This window comes from Seinonella peptonophila (assembly GCF_900129355.1).
GTDB lineage: Bacteria > Bacillota > Bacilli > Thermoactinomycetales > Thermoactinomycetaceae > Seinonella > Seinonella peptonophila.
Map to the genome: position 1 here is coordinate 1 of NZ_FQVL01000015.1, position 17581 is coordinate 17581.

19 protein-coding genes and 2 pseudogenes are annotated in these 17581 nt (G+C 39.8%); 18 read left to right on the forward strand and 3 right to left on the reverse strand.

Features of this window, described 5'->3' with window-relative positions; translation table 11 throughout:
• Positions 1-103 precede the first annotated feature (103 nt).
• Positions 104-337 carry an NUDIX hydrolase gene (locus BUB71_RS16275; protein WP_073157313.1) on the forward strand — a complete coding sequence of 78 codons (234 nt, stop codon included), beginning with the start codon at positions 104-106 and terminating at the stop codon, positions 335-337.
• 338 nt (positions 338-675) lie between these two features.
• On the opposite strand, the pseudogene BUB71_RS16280 reads toward BUB71_RS16275, so the two are convergent.
• Positions 676-852: pseudogene (locus BUB71_RS16280) on the reverse strand (acryloyl-CoA reductase); the annotation flags it as partial.
• Here BUB71_RS16280 and BUB71_RS20090 point away from each other — a divergent pair.
• Positions 844-1156: pseudogene (locus tag BUB71_RS20090) on the forward strand (RNA-guided endonuclease TnpB family protein); the annotation flags it as partial. The pseudogenes BUB71_RS16280 and BUB71_RS20090 sit on opposite strands and share 9 nt — an antisense overlap.
• 104 nt (positions 1157-1260) lie before the next feature.
• Here the strand turns inward: BUB71_RS20090 and BUB71_RS16290 are convergent.
• On the reverse strand, positions 1261-1689 hold the full coding sequence (locus tag BUB71_RS16290) for a hypothetical protein (protein WP_073157321.1): 429 nt from the start codon (positions 1687-1689) through the stop codon (positions 1261-1263).
• 101 nt (positions 1690-1790) lie between these two features.
• On the opposite strand from BUB71_RS16290, the gene BUB71_RS16295 reads away from it, so the two are divergent.
• Complete coding sequence (locus BUB71_RS16295) at positions 1791-2261, forward strand: GNAT family N-acetyltransferase (RefSeq protein ID WP_073157325.1); 471 nt, start codon at positions 1791-1793, stop codon at positions 2259-2261.
• Positions 2262-2313: 52 nt separating this feature from the next.
• Here the strand turns inward: BUB71_RS16295 and BUB71_RS16300 are convergent, their stop codons facing one another.
• Positions 2314-2736 (reverse strand): cupredoxin domain-containing protein, encoded by a 423-nt coding sequence (locus BUB71_RS16300; RefSeq protein ID WP_073157330.1) that lies wholly within the window; start codon positions 2734-2736, stop codon positions 2314-2316.
• A 151-nt stretch (positions 2737-2887) separates the two neighbouring features.
• On the opposite strand from BUB71_RS16300, the gene BUB71_RS20245 reads away from it, so the two are divergent.
• The 15 genes from BUB71_RS20245 (at position 2888) to frr (ending at position 17518) form a co-directional block, all read left to right on the forward strand.
• A complete protein-coding gene (locus BUB71_RS20245) occupies positions 2888-3013 on the forward strand; it encodes a hypothetical protein (RefSeq protein WP_281248220.1) in 126 nt (41 codons plus the stop codon).
• 68 nt (positions 3014-3081) lie between these two features.
• Positions 3082-3840 carry a phosphosulfolactate synthase gene (gene comA / locus BUB71_RS16305; RefSeq protein WP_175552404.1) on the forward strand — a complete coding sequence of 253 codons (759 nt, stop codon included), beginning with the start codon at positions 3082-3084 and terminating at the stop codon, positions 3838-3840.
• A gap of 8 nt (positions 3841-3848) precedes the next feature.
• Positions 3849-4586 (forward strand): 2-phosphosulfolactate phosphatase, encoded by a 738-nt coding sequence (locus tag BUB71_RS16310; RefSeq protein ID WP_073157338.1) that lies wholly within the window; start codon positions 3849-3851, stop codon positions 4584-4586.
• A gap of 53 nt (positions 4587-4639) precedes the next feature.
• On the forward strand, positions 4640-5362 hold the full coding sequence (locus BUB71_RS16315; RefSeq protein WP_073157341.1) for a hypothetical protein: 723 nt from the start codon (positions 4640-4642) through the stop codon (positions 5360-5362).
• A 6-nt stretch (positions 5363-5368) separates the two neighbouring features.
• Positions 5369-6088: a DUF72 domain-containing protein gene (locus BUB71_RS16320; RefSeq protein ID WP_073157345.1), complete on the forward strand. Its 720-nt coding sequence runs from the start codon at positions 5369-5371 to the stop codon at positions 6086-6088.
• A gap of 159 nt (positions 6089-6247) precedes the next feature.
• Positions 6248-7408, forward strand: coding sequence for an ADP-forming succinate--CoA ligase subunit beta (sucC, locus tag BUB71_RS16325; RefSeq protein ID WP_073157350.1), 1161 nt, complete (start codon positions 6248-6250; stop codon positions 7406-7408).
• A 47-nt stretch (positions 7409-7455) separates the two neighbouring features.
• Positions 7456-8364 (forward strand): succinate--CoA ligase subunit alpha, encoded by a 909-nt coding sequence (gene sucD, locus BUB71_RS16330; RefSeq protein ID WP_073157353.1) that lies wholly within the window; start codon positions 7456-7458, stop codon positions 8362-8364.
• A 75-nt stretch (positions 8365-8439) separates the two neighbouring features.
• Positions 8440-9534, forward strand: a complete 1095-nt coding sequence (gene dprA, locus BUB71_RS16335) for a DNA-processing protein DprA (protein ID WP_073157356.1) — start codon at positions 8440-8442, stop codon at positions 9532-9534.
• Positions 9535-9692: 158 nt separating this feature from the next.
• Positions 9693-11771 (forward strand): type I DNA topoisomerase, encoded by a 2079-nt coding sequence (gene topA / locus BUB71_RS16340; RefSeq protein ID WP_073157360.1) that lies wholly within the window; start codon positions 9693-9695, stop codon positions 11769-11771.
• Positions 11772-11807: 36 nt separating this feature from the next.
• The gene (gene trmFO / locus BUB71_RS16345) at positions 11808-13130 is read left to right on the forward strand and encodes an FADH(2)-oxidizing methylenetetrahydrofolate--tRNA-(uracil(54)-C(5))-methyltransferase TrmFO (protein WP_245815682.1); all 1323 of its coding nucleotides are present in this window, start codon (positions 11808-11810) and stop codon (positions 13128-13130) included.
• A 103-nt stretch (positions 13131-13233) separates the two neighbouring features.
• On the forward strand, positions 13234-13776 hold the full coding sequence (gene hslV, locus BUB71_RS16350) for an ATP-dependent protease subunit HslV (protein ID WP_073157367.1): 543 nt from the start codon (positions 13234-13236) through the stop codon (positions 13774-13776).
• Positions 13773-15167 carry an ATP-dependent protease ATPase subunit HslU gene (gene hslU, locus BUB71_RS16355; protein ID WP_073157370.1) on the forward strand — a complete coding sequence of 465 codons (1395 nt, stop codon included), beginning with the start codon at positions 13773-13775 and terminating at the stop codon, positions 15165-15167. Before hslV ends, hslU begins: the two co-directional genes overlap by 4 nt.
• 259 nt (positions 15168-15426) lie before the next feature.
• Positions 15427-16137 carry a 30S ribosomal protein S2 gene (rpsB, locus tag BUB71_RS16360; protein ID WP_073157373.1) on the forward strand — a complete coding sequence of 237 codons (711 nt, stop codon included), beginning with the start codon at positions 15427-15429 and terminating at the stop codon, positions 16135-16137.
• Between the two features lie 83 nt (positions 16138-16220).
• Entirely contained in the window at positions 16221-16886 is a 666-nt protein-coding gene (tsf, locus tag BUB71_RS16365; RefSeq protein ID WP_073157376.1) for a translation elongation factor Ts, read from the forward strand.
• Positions 16887-16960: 74 nt separating this feature from the next.
• Positions 16961-17518, forward strand: coding sequence for a ribosome recycling factor (gene frr / locus BUB71_RS16370; protein WP_073157380.1), 558 nt, complete (start codon positions 16961-16963; stop codon positions 17516-17518).
• Positions 17519-17581 lie beyond the last annotated feature (63 nt).

Consider the following 17581-nt stretch of genomic DNA (forward strand, 5'->3'; position numbering starts at 1 on the left):
GTTTTCTAATATGGAACAGACAACAGGATTGAACCTGTAACTCACTCGATAACGAGAACCAAGGTATCTGAAGTAAAAGAAGAAAGCGGCTTAGAGTTAACCGATGATCTATATAGATCCACAACATGTGATTGCTTATTCGGATGGAGAGGTTCGACAACAGTTTTCCATTTGTTCTGCTTGTTCCATTGTGGGAGGGAAATTAATATTGAGTTCCGAGTCAACTCAACTCAACTTTTTTGAAAAAGATGAGCTGAAACAATTAGAGATGCATCCTGCACAACGCATTCGCATTCGTGATTTCTTTCTAAACTCTGCAAAAACCTATATTCGGTAATGTAATAGCGAGGTGTACTTTTTGCCGAATTATTCGACCGAAATAATTTAAAAATTCAATCATTTTTAGGTGAGTATGAATCCATTGTCAAAGTTCGGTCGTCATGGATCACGCTCCATCTCCGAGTTGGACTACAATCGAAGTAGAAATGACGACCCAGCCGCTCGCAAAAGGGCTGTGGAACTCTGCTACGCCTCAAACAGTCCTCGCCCGGATTTTGCTAACACGGCTGGCTCTCGTAGCCCAACAGTCGTTCCGCTGCGAACCATTGCCTCCCTGTTCATCGTATGAATGCTTATTTGTTATCTTGTATAAATATGAGTTTTGAAATGACTTCTAGCAACAGCTAGATAACGAAGACCTAAGTCAATGCCCATGATTTTCTCATCTTGAGTCGATTCCACATTCCAAGTGATTGGAATCGCAAAATACCATTTCTTTTTCTTTTGATAGAGCTTTCCAGCTCCTTGTTTAACGGTTCCGTTGATGATTTTGTTCAACCATGCAACTTGGAAGTCGCTAATATGGTCAAAAACCATAACTTAGCTAAATCCATCACAGATGCTTCTTGGTCAGAATTTGTAACCATGTTGGAATACAAGGCGGAATGGTTCGGAAGAACCATTGTGAAAGTAGGGAAAACCTTCCCATCCAGCCAATTATGTTCTTGCTGTGGCTACAGAACAAAGAAGTGAAAACCTGAACCTTAGAAAGTGGGAATGCCCTGAATGTCATACAGAACATGACAGGGACATTAACGCTGCTACTAACATCTTGCAAGAAGGTATAAGATTAATTGCCGCTGGGATGGCGGTATAGCTTGGTTAATATCCCGTCAGTAGATGGGAGTTCCCAAGAATCCCCCACCTCTTAGCGTTAGCGTAGGTGGAGGGAGTATTCAATATATTCTGATCATCCAATCTTTATCGCTCCTCTAATCTGAAATATTCGGGAAATTCTTGCAAGGCAATATGCCAAGCTTGCTCATACTCTTGATCTGTTAGCTCTTGTAACTCCTCGTCAACAATGGCAAATAAGAATGGTTGTTTTTGGCTATCTTTTGCATCCTGATAAATACCGATTAATTGATTCTGATATGGGAAAGTAGCAACCAAATGGACCTGAAACAATTCCTGATCCATTTCTAGTGTTTGGAAGAAGACAGCTTCGATCTCTTGTAACACTCGCTCCCGATAAGTTTCACCAGGATATTTAACAGTGATGGACTCCTCATTGTCATCTTGGACAATATATATATCTTTTCTAAGCTCTTTTTTCCAAATGACAAGTAAATGTTTAATATGATAATGAAAAAATAAATATTGGTGTGGTGAAGAAAAATGTATATTCAAATAAACCCCTCCTGATTCTAGTAGTCTTATTTTATCAAATTATGTAATATAACCGAAATCATCATAGCTTTTTTTATTAGTGACCTAAGGAGTTTAAAAAGATGGAAGTGAAAATGATAGAAGCTGAGGATACATATCCATTGCGCCACAAAATATTGCGTCCAGGGGAACCGCTTGAGACATGTTGGTTTGATGGTGATTTTGCAGAAGAAACATTTCATTTGGGCATATATGATCAGAGCTTATTGGTTTGCATAGGGTCTTTTTATCAACACTCACATCATACGATTCATAGTGTAAAATCGTATCAGCTTCGAGGAATGGTTACAGAACCAGCATATCAAAAAAGGGGTTTTGGACGAGAGATCATTCAAGCTGCTAAAGTAATTTTAAAAGAACAGTCTGCTGAGCTGCTTTGGTGTAATGCTCGATTATCAGCACGTTTCTACTATCAAAAACTGGGTTTTCAAGAATATGGGGAGGTTTTCCAGAATCAATATGGAATTGATCATATTGTGATGTTTACAAAGTTGGATGCCATCAGTCCGCAATCTAGATTTTGCCTAGTCTAATTTAACAAGACCTCTTCCATATTAGATGAAGAGGTCTTTCACGAAAAATGAATTAGTCGTCTACGACTTGGATATAGCCAATCATTGGCCCTTGAGTAGTTGCATTTTGGTGATTATGACAAATGAGTGGATAGGTGCCTTCACGTGTTGGGGTGAATTCTACAGTAGTAACTTGACCTTTTTGTACAACACCTCGAACTTGCGTGTCAGGGATGGAAAAATGATGTTGCGCCCCATTTAGCCCATGTAAATGGAGACGAACAGGTTGCTCTTTCTTGACGACAATGGTTCCTGGATCCCAGCGATATACTTCAGTTCCATGGCTTTTAAATTCAACCGTGAATAAATGGAATTCTTGAACTGGCTTTAATTCACCTTGGCTAAAGCGATCTTTACCTAAGTATGATTGAAGAAGAAAAGCACCTAAAGCAAAGCATATGAGTAAATAGCCCCAGAAACGGTAGGATTTTAACAATTTAATCGACTTCCCTTCTGATGGAAAATGTTATGTTTATTTATCGACCAGAGAGTGATTTTTCATTCTTATTGTCAAGAGATTGACAGAATGATGTTTGTCGATCATGATATACTAGATAATAGAAGATCACGGAACGGAGGGTATCAAGATGCGTCCCGAAGAACATGAGAACAAAGAAAATGATTTTACCGATTTTCTTGCTGCCGCGACCGCAGCTACCGTCATTTTAATGGGTGTTTTTGTAATTGTAACGATTGTACAACTTGTGATGTAAGATACATAAAATGAACCGATCCGCATACTTTTGGATCGGTTTTATTGTGTAAGGTGGTGTATATGGGGATGAAAAAACAAAGTAAAACGATTCGTCAAGTGAAACCACGAACACAAGGTGTTACGATGGTGATGGATAAAGGTTTAGGGGTTCATGCTTTTACGGATTGGGCGGAAATGGTTGAAGAATATGTTGATTTTGTTAAGTTAGGATTTGGTACAGCAAGATTGCTCAAACAGGCGCACTTAACAAAGAAGCAGGTGATCGCCAAACAGTGCCAAATTAATCTTTATCCTGGTGGAACATTGTTTGAGTATTATGCTGCTCAAAATAAAGTTGAACGATATTTTGAACTAGTCATACAATGGGGATTTTCTTGGATTGAGATTTCAGATGGTTCTTACTCCTTTTCGAAAGAACAGCGGGAAAAATGGATAAAAGCAGCAAAGGAAAAAGGATTGCATGTGATAACAGAGATTGGGAAGAAAGAAGCTGGAGTCGTCATCCCTTGGAAAGATTGTTGTACCCAATATAGGCGTGATTTAGATGCAGGTGCTGATTATGTAATCATAGAAGGACGTGAGAGTGGAATGAACATTGGGATGTATGACCAAAATGGAGAACTTGATCATACATATGTGCAACAGATCATCAAACAAGTGGGTGGAGAACGAATGATTTGGGAGGCACCACTCAAAAAACAGCAAGTAGCTCTTCTGCATTTGATCGGTCAAAATGTAAATTTAGGAAATATCGCTCCAGATGAAGCATTATCGGTTGAGGCACTACGCCATGGTTTGAGAGCCGATACATTTGGATGGTGGTGATAAAGGCAATGAAAGTTTCCGCTGTTCCTTTTTATCAGGTATTAGATGTTTCAATGTGTCAAGATCGAACAGTCATTTTACTAGATATTTTCCGAGCTACTAGCTTTATTGTGACGGCAATCTGGAAAGGTTGCCAGTCCGTTATTCCTGTGGAGTCAGAAATAACTGCGTTTGAACTAGCTAAACCTGAAGATTTACTTGCAGGAGAATATATGGGGAAGCCGATTGCTAATTTTGATATTGATAATTCACCTACGGCTTTATTAAACATGAAACTAAATGAAAAACGAATCATTCAGAGTACGACAAATGGAACAAGAGCCATCCAAAGAGCGCAACAGGCTTCCTCCATCTTAATTGGTTCATTTTTAAATTTACAGGCTGTTGTTGATCAAGCAAGGCAATTAGAAAATGATATTTTATTACTCTGTGCAGGAACCAGGGGTCAGTTTTCTCTTGAAGATGGTTTGGCTGCAGGATTCATCATAAAGGGATTAATAGAAGGAAGTGCAAAGATTGAGCTGGATGATTTTGCTAAAATTCTATTAATAAAGGCTTCATCAGTTCAGTATGATTGGAGAGCATGGTGTTTGGAAGGAGTTGCTGGAAAGCGCTTACAGAGTCGAGGGAAGAAGTCTGATCTTGATTATTGTTTGAGATTGAATGATTGCGATATAGTGCCGCAAGGTAAATGGATAGAAATCTTCCAAAAGGATATAAAAAGAAACATTTGTATAATAGATTAAACGATTGTAAAATTATATATAAGATTTAAGACGTATTCTTGGGGGGAAGGGAAATGGGAAAACAGCTAAAGGAGACCCATTCTGAAGAAGTATCTGTTGTTAAAGATGAGTTTCAAGATCCCCAATCCACATCATCATTGGTTGTATTGGAAAATTTCGGCGATAAAATCCATCATCAGGATCAAAGTGATGAAATACCTCCAGTTTCATTAGAAGTTGCTGCACATGAAATTGATAGAGCGCAGCAAAATGCTAAGAAGTTAAATCAGATGGAACAAGATACGAAAAAAAATAACCCAGAGCAAACCAAACAAAATCTCTTAAAAGAGATGTTAAAGAGGGCTAAGGAAAAGAAAAAGCGGGCAGCTGAAAATCGAAAACAGACTGAGTTACGTTTAAAAAATCAGATGACTCATTTAGAAGAATTACTTCAAAACTTCTCCGCAAAACTTACCCATATTAGTCAATCAAGGAAGACCTCAGATAATTTAGCATCTTTTTTTGTTTTGGTCAAGAAGGTGAACCATCTTGTTGATACATTAATTGTCCTTTCCCAACGTGGCATAAAAGTTCCACGTGTCCCTTCAGTAAGTAGTGTTACACAAAATGTTCAATCTCATCAGATCAAACATCAACGAAATCAAATTAGGCAAAAAGGAAAGGAATCCCGTAAAAAGAAATACCCCAATTTTTCTTTTAGATTAAGTAAAATCACACAAAAAATCAGAGAAAAAACAGGGTTTATAAAGGATAGAGGGGGAGAAAGATCGAGGTAATAGAATATGGGTGAAAAGCAATCATTAAATGAAAAAATGAATATGCTGATTCCAGTCTATACTGGAGAATGGAATCAGCAGAATTTTACGCCTGATCAAATGCGTGAAGGATTGGAAGGATTAGAAGAACTCTCAAAGCAACTCGAAATCATTCATCATATTCGCGAACAACCTCTAGCGAACCAAGAGAGAATTTTAACAGAAATTTGTGAGTTGATCAAACCTTTAGCGGAAAAACTGTCAACATTAACGGTACAATTGGATGAACAAAAAGTTCAGCCTAAGGATCAAGCAGAAGATTATACAGATTTTTTACGGGTCTGGCCAGTTGAGGTTCACTATAAGGGAAAATTGTTGAGTGCTATAGAGAAAGACCATCCGAATAGAAAAAAAATACAGTTACAGGAATTATTTGAACGGGTTACTGAATCAGAGCAAGACTTTTTAGCTAATGCGAAAGAGATTCGTGCGATTGTTTCCAAAATAAGCAAAAGTTTATTAATGGTGAACAGTCAACTAAATCAAACCGTACAAGATGATGTGCGACAAGCCATAGAGCGACAAGCGATATTGGAGGTACATCGCTTTTTACAAGATGTGGGTCAACAATGTACTGATTATCAGATGATTAAGGAGAATCCTGAAACTTGGAAAGGCTTACGACTAGATGGGAATCTGGGTTTTCGTTCATCCGGTCAGCGTAAAGATGGACGATCTGAACGTTAAATGTTAAGATTTTTTTACTGAAAATTGAACAGCCTTTTATTTCGGGACGCTTTGGTCAATGAAGGGAGTTGGCAAAGCGTTCTTTTCTGCGCTATACTTGCAAATAGTGCAAGTGGTTCGCCCAAGAAAATGGGCGAAGCAATGATGGGAGGATAGGGAATGAATGTTCATGAATATCAAGGTAAACAAGTATTAAAACAGTATGGTGTAGATGTGCCAAATGGATACGTTGCTTTTACATCTGAGGAGGCAGTAGCAGCAGCTGAGAAGCTATCCGGTGATATAAAAGTAGTAAAAGCGCAAATTCATGCAGGAGGCCGTGGAAAAGCGGGTGGCGTGAAGTTAGCGAAGAATATAGACGAAGTTCGTACCTACGCGACAGAGTTACTAGGAAAGGTACTGGTCACGCACCAAACAGGACCAGAAGGAAAAGAGGTAAAGCGTCTTCTGATTGAAGAGGGCTGTCCAATTGAGAAAGAGTATTACATAGGTGTAGTAATAGATCGTTCAACGAACCGTGTTGTGATGATGGGTTCAGAAGAGGGTGGAACGGAGATTGAGGAAGTAGCAGAGAAAACACCCGAAAAGATTTTTCGCGAAGTGATCGATCCTGCTGTAGGATTGTTACCGTTCCAAGCGCGTAGACTCGCATACAATATTAATATTCCTATCGATAAAGTAAATAAAGCTGCTCGCTTCATGATGGCGCTTTATCAAGCATTTGTTGATAAGGATTGTTCTTTAGCAGAGATTAATCCACTTGTGACGACTTCTGATGGTCGTGTAATGGCATTAGATGCAAAGTTAAATTTTGATGCCAATGCCATTTTCCGTCATAAAGATATTGCTGAATTACGTGATCTTGATGAGGAAGACCCTAAAGAGATTGAGGCTTCAAAATATGATTTGAGCTACATTGCACTTGATGGAAATATAGGATGTATGGTTAACGGTGCTGGACTTGCCATGGCTACGATGGATATTATTAAGCATTTCGATGGAGAGCCTGCAAACTTTTTAGATGTTGGTGGAAGCGCAACAGCTGAAAAGGTAACGGAAGCATTTAAAATTATCCTGTCTGATCAAAACGTGAAAGGCATCTTTGTTAATATTTTTGGTGGAATCATGAAGTGTGATGTGATTGCAACAGGTGTTGTAGAAGCAGCAAAACAAGTAAAACTAGATCGACCCCTTGTGGTTCGACTTGAGGGAACAAATGTTGATCTTGGAAAAGAAATCTTACAGCAATCAAGGTTAGATATTATTGCTGCTGATTCAATGGCAGATGGCGCACAAAAGATTGTTGAACTAGTGAAATAAAATCTTGTTCATACGACAGTTTTCTAAGGATGAAAGGTGGGCTTTCGTTGAGTATTTTCGTAAATAAGGAGACCAAGGTCATTACTCAAGGGATTACGGGGGCTGCAGGTCTTTTCCATACAAAACAAGCAATTGAATATGGTACAAAAGTGGTTGGTGGGGTTACACCTGGTAAAGGTGGGACTGAGATTGAAGGCGTTCCTGTGTTTAATACGCTAGAACAAGCAGTAAGCGCAACTGGTGCAACTGCATCTGTCATTTATGTACCACCAGCATTTGCTGCTGATGCAATCATGGAAGCAGCAGATGCAGAGCTTGATTTAGTAGTTTGTATTACAGAAGGTATTCCTGTACTCGATATGGTAAAGGTGAAACGGTATCTGGAAGGGAAAAAGACACGTTTAGTTGGACCCAACTGTCCAGGGGTGATTACGCCTGGTGAATGTAAAATTGGAATTATGCCAGGATATATTCATTTGCCTGGAAAAGTAGGTATTGTATCACGTTCTGGAACTTTGACTTATGAGGCTGTTCATCAATTAACAACTCGAAACATCGGACAGTCGACAGCGGTTGGAATTGGTGGAGACCCAGTCAATGGTACCAACTTTATTGATTGTCTAGCTGCTTTTGAAGCAGATGAAGATACTGAAGCTGTTGTCATGATTGGAGAGATTGGTGGAACCGCAGAAGAAGAGGCAGCGGAGTGGATCAAATCCAACATGAGTAAACCTGTCGTCGGTTTTATTGGTGGCCAGACTGCACCTCCAGGAAAGAGAATGGGACATGCTGGTGCAATTATCTCTGGTGGAAAAGGAACAGCAGCAGAAAAAATTGCTACTTTGGAGCGTTGTGGTGTTACAGTAGCACCTACCCCTGCGGTAATTGGGGAGACATTGGTGAAGCGTTTAGAAAACGATGGTTTATTAGCCCGAGTTCAAAAAGAAGTGATCTAATCATTCATTATAAACATCTGGGGTTCCGACTACTTAAGTTAGGGACCCTATTTTATTCTGAGAGGAGGATATGCCTTGGATAAAAAGATGAGTCTTATATATTTACATCATCTTTCGAACTGGCATGTAATCAATCATTGTTGGAAAGCAGGTTGGCGTCCTGGTCAGGAGTTATCAAAAACTATCATAAATAGTTTGAATCATACGAAAATAAAACCGGATACAATCAAGAAGTTAACAACACAATATACAATTGAAAAAATGGAGCGGCTACAACGATATTTGGAGTCACAACTGATCGATGTGATGACGATTATGGATGATGATTATCCACCACAACTACGAGAAATTGCTCAACCGCCTTGGGTTCTTTACTTACGCGGGGATCGAACGTTACTTTCTTCGTCTTCTATGCTTGCAGTCGTCGGGTCAAGAAAACCTACCCACTATGGAGTCCAATCAACAAAGCTACTCGTAACTGAATTAGTTCAACATGGATATATCATCGTAAGTGGTTTGGCCTATGGCATCGATGCTACTGCACATTCAACTGCTCTAAAAGAACAAGGAAAAACAATCGCTGTATTAGGTAGCGGTATTGATGTGATATATCCAAGAAGAAATCAACAGCTTTATCATGAGATTATAGAGACAGGTTTAGTAATCTCGGAAGCTCCGACTGGTACAGCGCCGATTGCCGCCCTTTTCCCACAACGAAATCGCATTATTAGTGGTTTGTCACGCGGATGTCTTGTGATCGAGGCTGCTGCAAGGAGTGGTTCCCTCATAACGGCTTATCATAGTTTGGATCAAAATCGGGAAGTGTTTGCAGTGCCTGGACCGATTTCTTCATTACAAAGTGAAGGAACGCTTCAATTAATCCAGCAGGGAGCGAAATGTGTTATAAAATGCCAAGATATTTTAGAAGAATTTGAAGGATCGATGGTTGCTGCTACAATCGAAACAAAACAGTGTGAGTTGCCAATTATGGAGGATGATGAAGGTGTTTTGTATCAGCAAATACCCCATACTCCAATTGATTTAAGTCAATTATATGAAAAAGTGGCTGTTCATTTTACTTTTCCTCGCTTCCATCAAGCGATTCTTTCATTAGAGATGAAAGGGTATATTGAATCAGTTCCTGGAATGAAGGTAGTACGATGTAAATAAATAGTTTTATCGGAAGATCAGATTCCTGTACTCGCCTGAATAAGATAAAAAGATCATTTAGGATGCTAATTTTTGTATGCTTTGTTGATTGTTTGACAAGGCTAAAAACTGCTGGAATAATAGGAACATCTGATTTTTTGAGGGGAGGGCTTTTCTAGATGGCAGATTCATTGGTAATTGTCGAATCGCCTGCTAAAGCCAAAACCATTGGAAAGTATCTAGGGAAAAAATATATTGTGAAAGCTTCCATGGGGCATGTACGGGATTTGCCAAAAAGTCAGCTTGGCGTTGATGTGGAGAATTACTACTCTCCGAAATATATTACTGTTCGTGGAAAAGGAAATATCCTTACCGAACTTAAAAAAGCACGTAAAAAAGTGAAAAAAGTATATTTAGCGGCTGACCCCGATCGGGAAGGGGAGGCTATAGCTTGGCATTTAGCACATAGCTTAGATGTCCCCCTTACTGAAAAATGTCGAGTAGTGTTTAATGAAATTACAAAAGATGCCGTAAAAAACGCTTTTAAAACCCCTAGAAATATTGATATGGACCTTGTGAATGCGCAGCAGGCCAGGCGAATATTGGATCGATTAGTCGGTTATGGGATTAGTCCATTGCTTTGGAAAAAAGTGAAAAAAGGATTGAGCGCTGGGCGAGTACAATCGATTGCGGTTAAATTAGTGATTGATCGAGAGAAGGAAATTCGCCAATTTAAACCAGAAGAGTATTGGACAGTTACAGCTATATTAATCAAAAATTCTGATACCATTGAAGCGAAATTTGTTGGATATGGTAAAGAAAAGAAAGAACTAAAGAACGAAGAAGAAGTGCATAGATTACTTGAAGCAATTAAAGGGAAACGGTTCCGCGTCGAATCGATTAAAGAGAGTCAGCGACGTCGAAATCCTGCACCTCCTTTTATTACCAGTACACTTCAACAAGAAGCAGCACGTAAGCTTAGGTTTCGAGCACAAAAAACGATGGCAGTCGCTCAACAGCTTTACGAAGGAGTAGAACTTGGAAAACAAGGAAGTACGGGCTTGATTACTTATATGCGCACCGACTCAACCAGAATTTCAGCTACTGCACAAGAAGAGGCTGCGGGGTTTATTCGAGATACATATGGCGAAGCTTATCTTCCTAAGAAACCTCGTACAGCAAAAAAGAAATCAAATGCTCAAGATGCCCACGAGGCTGTACGTCCCACTTCAGTTTTACGGACACCTGCTTCTCTTAAAGAATATCTATCACGTGACCAATTACGACTTTATCGATTAATCTGGGAACGTTTTGTTGCAAGTCAAATGGCATCAGCAGTACTTGATGCAGTTGCGGTCGATATACGTGTAGGAGAAGCATGGTTCCGGGCGAATGGTTCGAAAATCAAGTTTCCTGGTTTTATGAAAGTATATGTAGAAGGTAGCGATGACCAAAAAGCGAAAGAGGAAAGTTTTTTACCTGCTTTAGAGGTTGGCGAATATTTAAAGAAAAAAGATATCGTTCCCAAGCAACATTTTACTCAGCCGCCTCCACGTTATACAGAAGCGCGCTTAGTGAAGACTTTAGAGGAGCAGGGGATTGGTCGACCGAGTACTTATGCACCTACGTTGCATACGATTCAACGAAGAGGCTATGTTTTGTTAGAAGAGAATCGCTTTATCCCCTCTGAGCTTGGAGAGATCGTGATTGGCTTGATGGAAGAATTTTTTCCAGAGATTTTAAATATTGAATTCACCGTAAATATGGAAGCAGATCTAGATCAGATAGAAGAAGGAAGATTAAATTGGGTTCACATTTTGGATCAATTTTATAAGCCATTTCAGCAGCGATTAGGGAAAGCTGAGGAAGAAATGGAAGAAGTAAAGGTAAAAGATGAGGTATCAGATGAGCTTTGTGAAAAATGTGGGAGTCCGATGGTATATAAATTAGGACGTTATGGGAAATTTTTAGCATGTTCTGCTTTCCCAGATTGCCGTAATACAAAACCGATTTTAAAGCAGATCGGTGTTAATTGTCCGAAATGCGAAAAAGGACAAGTGGTAGAGCGTAAAAGTACTAAGAGAAAACGTACTTTTTATGGATGTGATCAATTTCCTGAATGTGACTTTGTCTCATGGGATCGTCCAGTTCCGCAAAAATGTCCTCGGTGTGGTAGTCTGATGGTAGAGAAAAAGAAGAAAAATGGGACCTTAATTCAATGCACACAATGTAATAATGAAGAAGAACAAGAGAATTAAGTATTTAGCTTGATGGTAGATGGAGGTTATAAGGAATTGAGTCAACATCAGACATATGTCACTGTAATTGGGGCAGGATTAGCCGGTAGTGAGACTGCTTGGCAAATAGCCAAAAGGGGAGTACAGGTTCGGCTTTATGAGATGAGACCTGTAAAGCGAACACCTGCACACCGTTCTGATCAATTTGCCGAATTGGTATGTAGTAATTCTTTGCGAGCAAATGCACTTACAAATGCTGTAGGCATTTTAAAAGAGGAAATGAGACAGTTGGATTCATTGATCATGAAGTGTGCTGATCGTCATGCTGTACCTGCTGGAGGAGCATTGGCAGTAGATCGTGAAGCATTTTCAGCAGAGATCACTTCAACTCTGCGGCATCATCCGTTGATTGAAGTGCTGAATGAGGAAATGACAACTCTACCTACTGGGGTAACAGTAATCGCTACAGGGCCCCTTACTTCGCCAACTTTATCGACTAAGTTGCAGGAATTGACAGGGGAAGATTATCTATATTTTTACGATGCTGCTGCACCAATTGTGGAAAGAGAAAGTATAGATGATGAAAAGGTTTTTATTGCTTCTAGATATGATAAAGGAGAAGCTGCATATATTAATTGTCCGATGAATAAAGAGGAATTTGAACGATTTTACGAAGCATTAATTCATGCTGAAACCGCACCTTTGAAAGATTTCGAAAAAGAGATTTACTTTGAGGGTTGTATGCCAATTGAAGTTTTGGCAAAAAGAGGACCAAAGACTTTATTATTTGGAGCATTAAAGCCGGTAGGATTGACAGATCCTCGTACAGGAAGACGTCCTTATGCCGTAGTCCAATTGCGTCAAGATAACCAATCAGGTACACTTTTCAATATCGTTGGTTTTCAAACGCATCTGAAATGGGGAGCTCAGAAGGAAGTATTTCGTCTTATTCCAGGTCTGGAAAATGCGGAGATTGTTCGATATGGGGTCATGCATCGAAATACATTTATTAACTCACCACGTTTACTTAAACCAACGTATCAGTTTCGATCACGTGATGAATTGCTTTTTGCGGGGCAAATGACAGGTGTAGAAGGTTATGTGGAATCTGCTGCATCTGGCTTGATTGCTGGAATCAATGCCGCAAGAATGATGAGCAGACAAGAACCAGTTGTTCCACTACCAAGTACCGCAATGGGTAGCTTAGCTCATTATATTACGCAAGCTGATCCAAAGCATTTTCAACCGATGAATGCTAATTTTGGACTTTTTGAACCTTTAACAGAGCCATCGCGTTCTAAGAAAGAGAGAGCAGAGCAGTATGCGAAACGCGCCATTGAACATATTCAGCTTTTTGTAGGTCAAATTGATCATTCATGATATGACTGATCGTTAACTGAGTTTTGAAAATAGAGAAATCGCAGTTCCCATATAAAACAGTGTTCTAGTCATTGTAGATATGGGAATAGGAGGGTTCCGACATATGCAATCCATGCATGCAACAACTATCTTTGCGGTTCGGCATCGGGGCAAAGCAGCCATTGCTGGAGATGGTCAGGTTACATTTGGTAATCAAATGGTAATGAAGCATAAAGCGAAAAAAGTGCGTAGACTCTATAAAAATCAGGTGTTAGCTGGGTTTGCAGGTTCAGTTGCCGATGCCATTACATTGTTTGAAAAATTTGAAGCAAAGTTAGAAGAGTATCATGGTAACTTACCTCGAGCAGCAGTTGAGTTGGCAAAAGAATGGCGAGCAGATAAGATTTTGCGAAAATTAGAGGCGATGCTGATTGTACTCAATCAAGACCATATGTTATTAATTTCGGGAACTGGCGAAGTGATTGAGCCCGATGATGAAGTGATGGCGATTGGGTCAGGGGGTAGTTACGCTTTAGCGGCTGGACGCTCTTTGGTTCGTTATGCTAGTGATCTATCTGCAGCGGAGATCGCCAAAGCGGCGCTTACGATAGCAAGTGAGATTTGTGTATATACCAATGATCAGATTGTGTTGGAGGAGTTATCATGAATAATCCACAGGAAAAATGGACCCCTAAACAAATAGTAGCTGAGCTTGATCGTTTTATTATTGGGCAAGATCAAGCGAAACGTTCAGTAGCCGTTGCATTGCGGAATCGCTATCGCCGCAGCCTGCTGTCAAGGGAAATGCGTGAAGAGATCGTTCCTAAGAATATTCTTATGATTGGCCCAACAGGAGTTGGAAAAACTGAAATAGCTAGGCGATTAGCTAAGTTGGTTGGCGCACCTTTTATTAAATGTGAAGCAACCAAATTTACCGAAGTAGGCTATGTTGGTCGCGATGTTGAATCCATTATTCGTGATCTGGTAGAAACGGCTGTAAGAATGGTAAAAGCTGAAAAGATCGAACGAGTAAAACCTGAAGCAGCACAACTTGCAGAGGAGAGGATTGTAGAAATCCTTGTTCCAGGCAAACGTGCCAATCGTGGTTTTAAAAACCCTCTTGAGATGATTTTTTCTGCTGGTCCACAAGAAAAAACGGATCATGATGATCAACCAGGACTCAGAGAACGTCGGGAGCGTACGAAAGCACGTCTGAAAAACGGGGAACTGGAAGAGCAAATCATTGAAATTGAAGTAGAAGAACAATCATCTTCCATGTTTGATCTTTTTGCAGGTGCAGGGATCGAACAGATGGGGATGAATATGCAAGAGATGATGGGTCAGTTCTTGCCCAAGAAAAAGAGAAAGCGTCGCTTGACTGTCCGAGAAGCCCGTGAAATTCTGATCCAAGAAGAGGGTCAAAAGTTGATCGATATGGATCAAGTCACACAAGAATCGGTAGAACGTGTTGAGCAATCAGGGATTGTCTTTATCGATGAACTTGATAAAATTGCCGGAAAAGATCGATCAGGTCCGGATGTATCACGAGAAGGTGTTCAGCGCGATATTTTGCCGATCATAGAAGGGTCAACAGTTATGACAAAGTATGGGGCAGTGAAAACGGATCATATTTTGTTTATTGCAGCAGGTGCATTTCATGTGGCAAAACCATCTGATTTAATCCCTGAGTTACAAGGTCGTTTTCCAATTCGCGTGGAGCTCTCGGATTTGACTGGAGATGACTTTGTTCGAATCCTAACAGAGCCACAAAGTGCGTTAATTAAGCAATATACTGCCTTATTAGAGACAGAGAAGATTACAGTTGAATTCACGACTGAGGCGATTCGTGAGATAGCACATTTAGCAGCTGAAGTAAACCATACCATTGAAAATATTGGGGCTCGAAGGCTTCATACAATACTTGAGCGGCTTTTAGAAGAGTTATCTTTTGAAGCACCTGATCTTGGAGCAACAAATATTACAATCACACCTGAGTATGTGAAAGATCGTCTAAAGGATATTGTAGGGGATCGGGATTTAAGCCAATATATCCTGTAAGCCAATATCAGTATTCATTGGTTGTTTGTGAATTCTCTTCAAGAAAAGAGTGCTAACCTTTATATTTTTAATAGAGATCTTATGGTTTGTTAGAGAGCGTTATAAATTCCTGATTACTCTTGCGAAAGAACAAGGCTCTATGGTATATTCATCATTGTTGTAAAACACACGCTGAGGGATGTTATAGAGGGTTGCCACTCACATGGTTCTCTATAAACTATGATCTTAGCGGAGGTGCAAACCAAGGGAGGATTTTAAGATGGCAGTTGTATCAATGAAGCAACTATTAGAAGCAGGTGTTCATTTTGGACATCAAACAAGACGCTGGAACCCTAAGATGTCCAAATACATCTTTACTGAACGTAATGGGATTTACATTATTGATTTGCAAAAAACAGTAAAGATGATGGAGCAATCCTATCATTTTGTACGTGAGATTGCTCGTAATGGTGGAACCGTCTTATTTGTCGGAACTAAGAAGCAAGCTCAAGACGCTGTCAAAGAAGAAGCAATACGTTGTGATATGTTTTATGTAAATCATCGTTGGTTGGGTGGAACATTGACCAATTTCCAAACCATTCGTAAACGGATTGATCGATTGCATCAGTTGGAGCGGATGGAGGAAGATGGAACATTCGCAGTTTTGCCTAAAAAAGAAGTTGTCTTACTCAAAAAAGAACAGGCTAAACTTGAGAAGTTCTTGGGTGGAATTAAGCAGATGGAAAAACTTCCAGATGCAATCTTTATCATTGACCCGCGCAAAGAGCGAATTGCTGTTGCTGAAGCGAGAAAGTTGAATATACCCATTATCTCTATTGTGGATACAAATTGTGATCCAGATGAGATTGATCATATTATTCCTGGAAACGATGATGCGATTCGAGCAGTTCGACTTTTCACATCTAAAATTGCAGATGCTGTTTTAGAAGGAAAACAAGGCGAACAACAACAAAGCAGCAGTGCTTCTTAAAATAGACTCATCAAATAAGAATGGGGCGTAGGGCTCTGATTGAGTCTTCCCCCGTTTTTAGTAGTGTACAAGGAGGTTGACATATGACAGTTTCAGCATCGCTAGTAAAGGAACTCCGCACCAAGACTGGTGCAGGTTTTATGGATTGTAAAAAAGCACTTACAGAGACAAATGGTGATATTGAAAAAGCGATTTCATATCTTCGTGAAAAAGGAATTGCTTCAGCAGCCAAAAAAGCAGATCGTGTCGCTGCTGAAGGGATTGTTGAATCCTACATACATGCAGGCGGACGGATTGGTGTATTATTGGAAGTGAATTGTGAGACAGATTTTGTAGCAAAAAATGATAACTTCCGCGCGTTTGTTAAGGACGTAGCTATGCAAATCGCTGCTTTAGCTCCACAGTATGTTCGTCGAGAAGATGTGCCAGAAGACATATTAGCTAAAGAAAAAGAAGTGTATCGCCAACAAGCACTTGAAGAAGGAAAGCCTGAGAAATTTCTTGATAATATCATCAATGGTCGGTTGGACAAGTTTTATAAACAGGTGTGTTTGCTAGAACAAGAATTTGTCAAAAATGATCCAGATCATAAGGGTCGCACCATTGATCAATTGGTCAAAGAACAAATTGACTTAATCGGAGAGAACATTACAATTCGCCGTTTTGTTCGATACGAATTAGGCGAAGGAATTGAAAAACGCCAGGATAACTTCGTCGAAGAAGTGATGTCTCAAGTGAAAAAGGCTTAATGGCACATACCAAGGGACACATCAACGTGTCCCTTTTTTACAATTACAAGGCATAAACAAAGGGAGGAAATAAAATGGTGTCTGATGTAAAATCAAAGGCAAAAGAAAAAATGGATAAAACAATCCTTGTATTAAAACAGGATCTAGCAACAATTCGGGCTGGGAGAGCCAATCCAGCAATTTTGGATAAAGTAACAGTAGAATATTATGGAGCTGTCACTCCATTAAACCAAGTGGCGAATATTTCCAGTCCTGATCCGCGGAGCTTACTCATTCAACCTTGGGATCAGTCGATCCTTGCCGAAGTTGAAAAAGCAATTTTGCGTTCGGAACTCGGCTTTACACCTAGTAACGATGGTAATGTCATTCGCATTGTGATCCCTGCACTAACAGAAGAGCGTCGAAATGAATTGATAAAGGTTGTGAAGAAGACAGGAGAAGAATCAAAAGTTGTGATTCGTAATATTCGACGCGATGCCAATGATGGAATTAAGAAATTGGAAAAAAACGGAGACATTCCAGAAGATGATGCACGCCGAGGGCAGGACGAAATTCAGAAACTCACAGATCAATTTATAAAGGAAATCGACCGAATTATTGCTAATAAAGAAAAAGAAATGTTGGAGATATAGTGGAGAATCCTTCACCCACGGGGTGGGAAACTGTGGGTGAAGTTATGAATTGAAACAGGTTTC

Coding starts and splice junctions, on each gene's coding strand:
- BUB71_RS16275 (WP_073157313.1), top strand. CDS start 104: ATGATCTATATAGATCCACAACATGTGATTGCTTATTCGGATGGAGAG.
- BUB71_RS16295 (WP_073157325.1), top strand. CDS start 1,791: ATGGAAGTGAAAATGATAGAAGCTGAGGATACATATCCATTGCGCCAC.
- BUB71_RS20245 (WP_281248220.1), top strand. CDS start 2,888: ATGCGTCCCGAAGAACATGAGAACAAAGAAAATGATTTTACCGATTTT.
- comA (WP_175552404.1), top strand. CDS start 3,082: ATGAAAAAACAAAGTAAAACGATTCGTCAAGTGAAACCACGAACACAA.
- BUB71_RS16310 (WP_073157338.1), top strand. CDS start 3,849: ATGAAAGTTTCCGCTGTTCCTTTTTATCAGGTATTAGATGTTTCAATG.
- BUB71_RS16315 (WP_073157341.1), top strand. CDS start 4,640: ATGGGAAAACAGCTAAAGGAGACCCATTCTGAAGAAGTATCTGTTGTT.
- BUB71_RS16320 (WP_073157345.1), top strand. CDS start 5,369: ATGGGTGAAAAGCAATCATTAAATGAAAAAATGAATATGCTGATTCCA.
- sucC (WP_073157350.1), top strand. CDS start 6,248: ATGAATGTTCATGAATATCAAGGTAAACAAGTATTAAAACAGTATGGT.
- topA (WP_073157360.1), top strand. CDS start 9,693: ATGGCAGATTCATTGGTAATTGTCGAATCGCCTGCTAAAGCCAAAACC.
- hslV (WP_073157367.1), top strand. CDS start 13,234: ATGCAATCCATGCATGCAACAACTATCTTTGCGGTTCGGCATCGGGGC.
- hslU (WP_073157370.1), top strand. CDS start 13,773: ATGAATAATCCACAGGAAAAATGGACCCCTAAACAAATAGTAGCTGAG.
- rpsB (WP_073157373.1), top strand. CDS start 15,427: ATGGCAGTTGTATCAATGAAGCAACTATTAGAAGCAGGTGTTCATTTT.
- tsf (WP_073157376.1), top strand. CDS start 16,221: ATGACAGTTTCAGCATCGCTAGTAAAGGAACTCCGCACCAAGACTGGT.
- frr (WP_073157380.1), top strand. CDS start 16,961: ATGGTGTCTGATGTAAAATCAAAGGCAAAAGAAAAAATGGATAAAACA.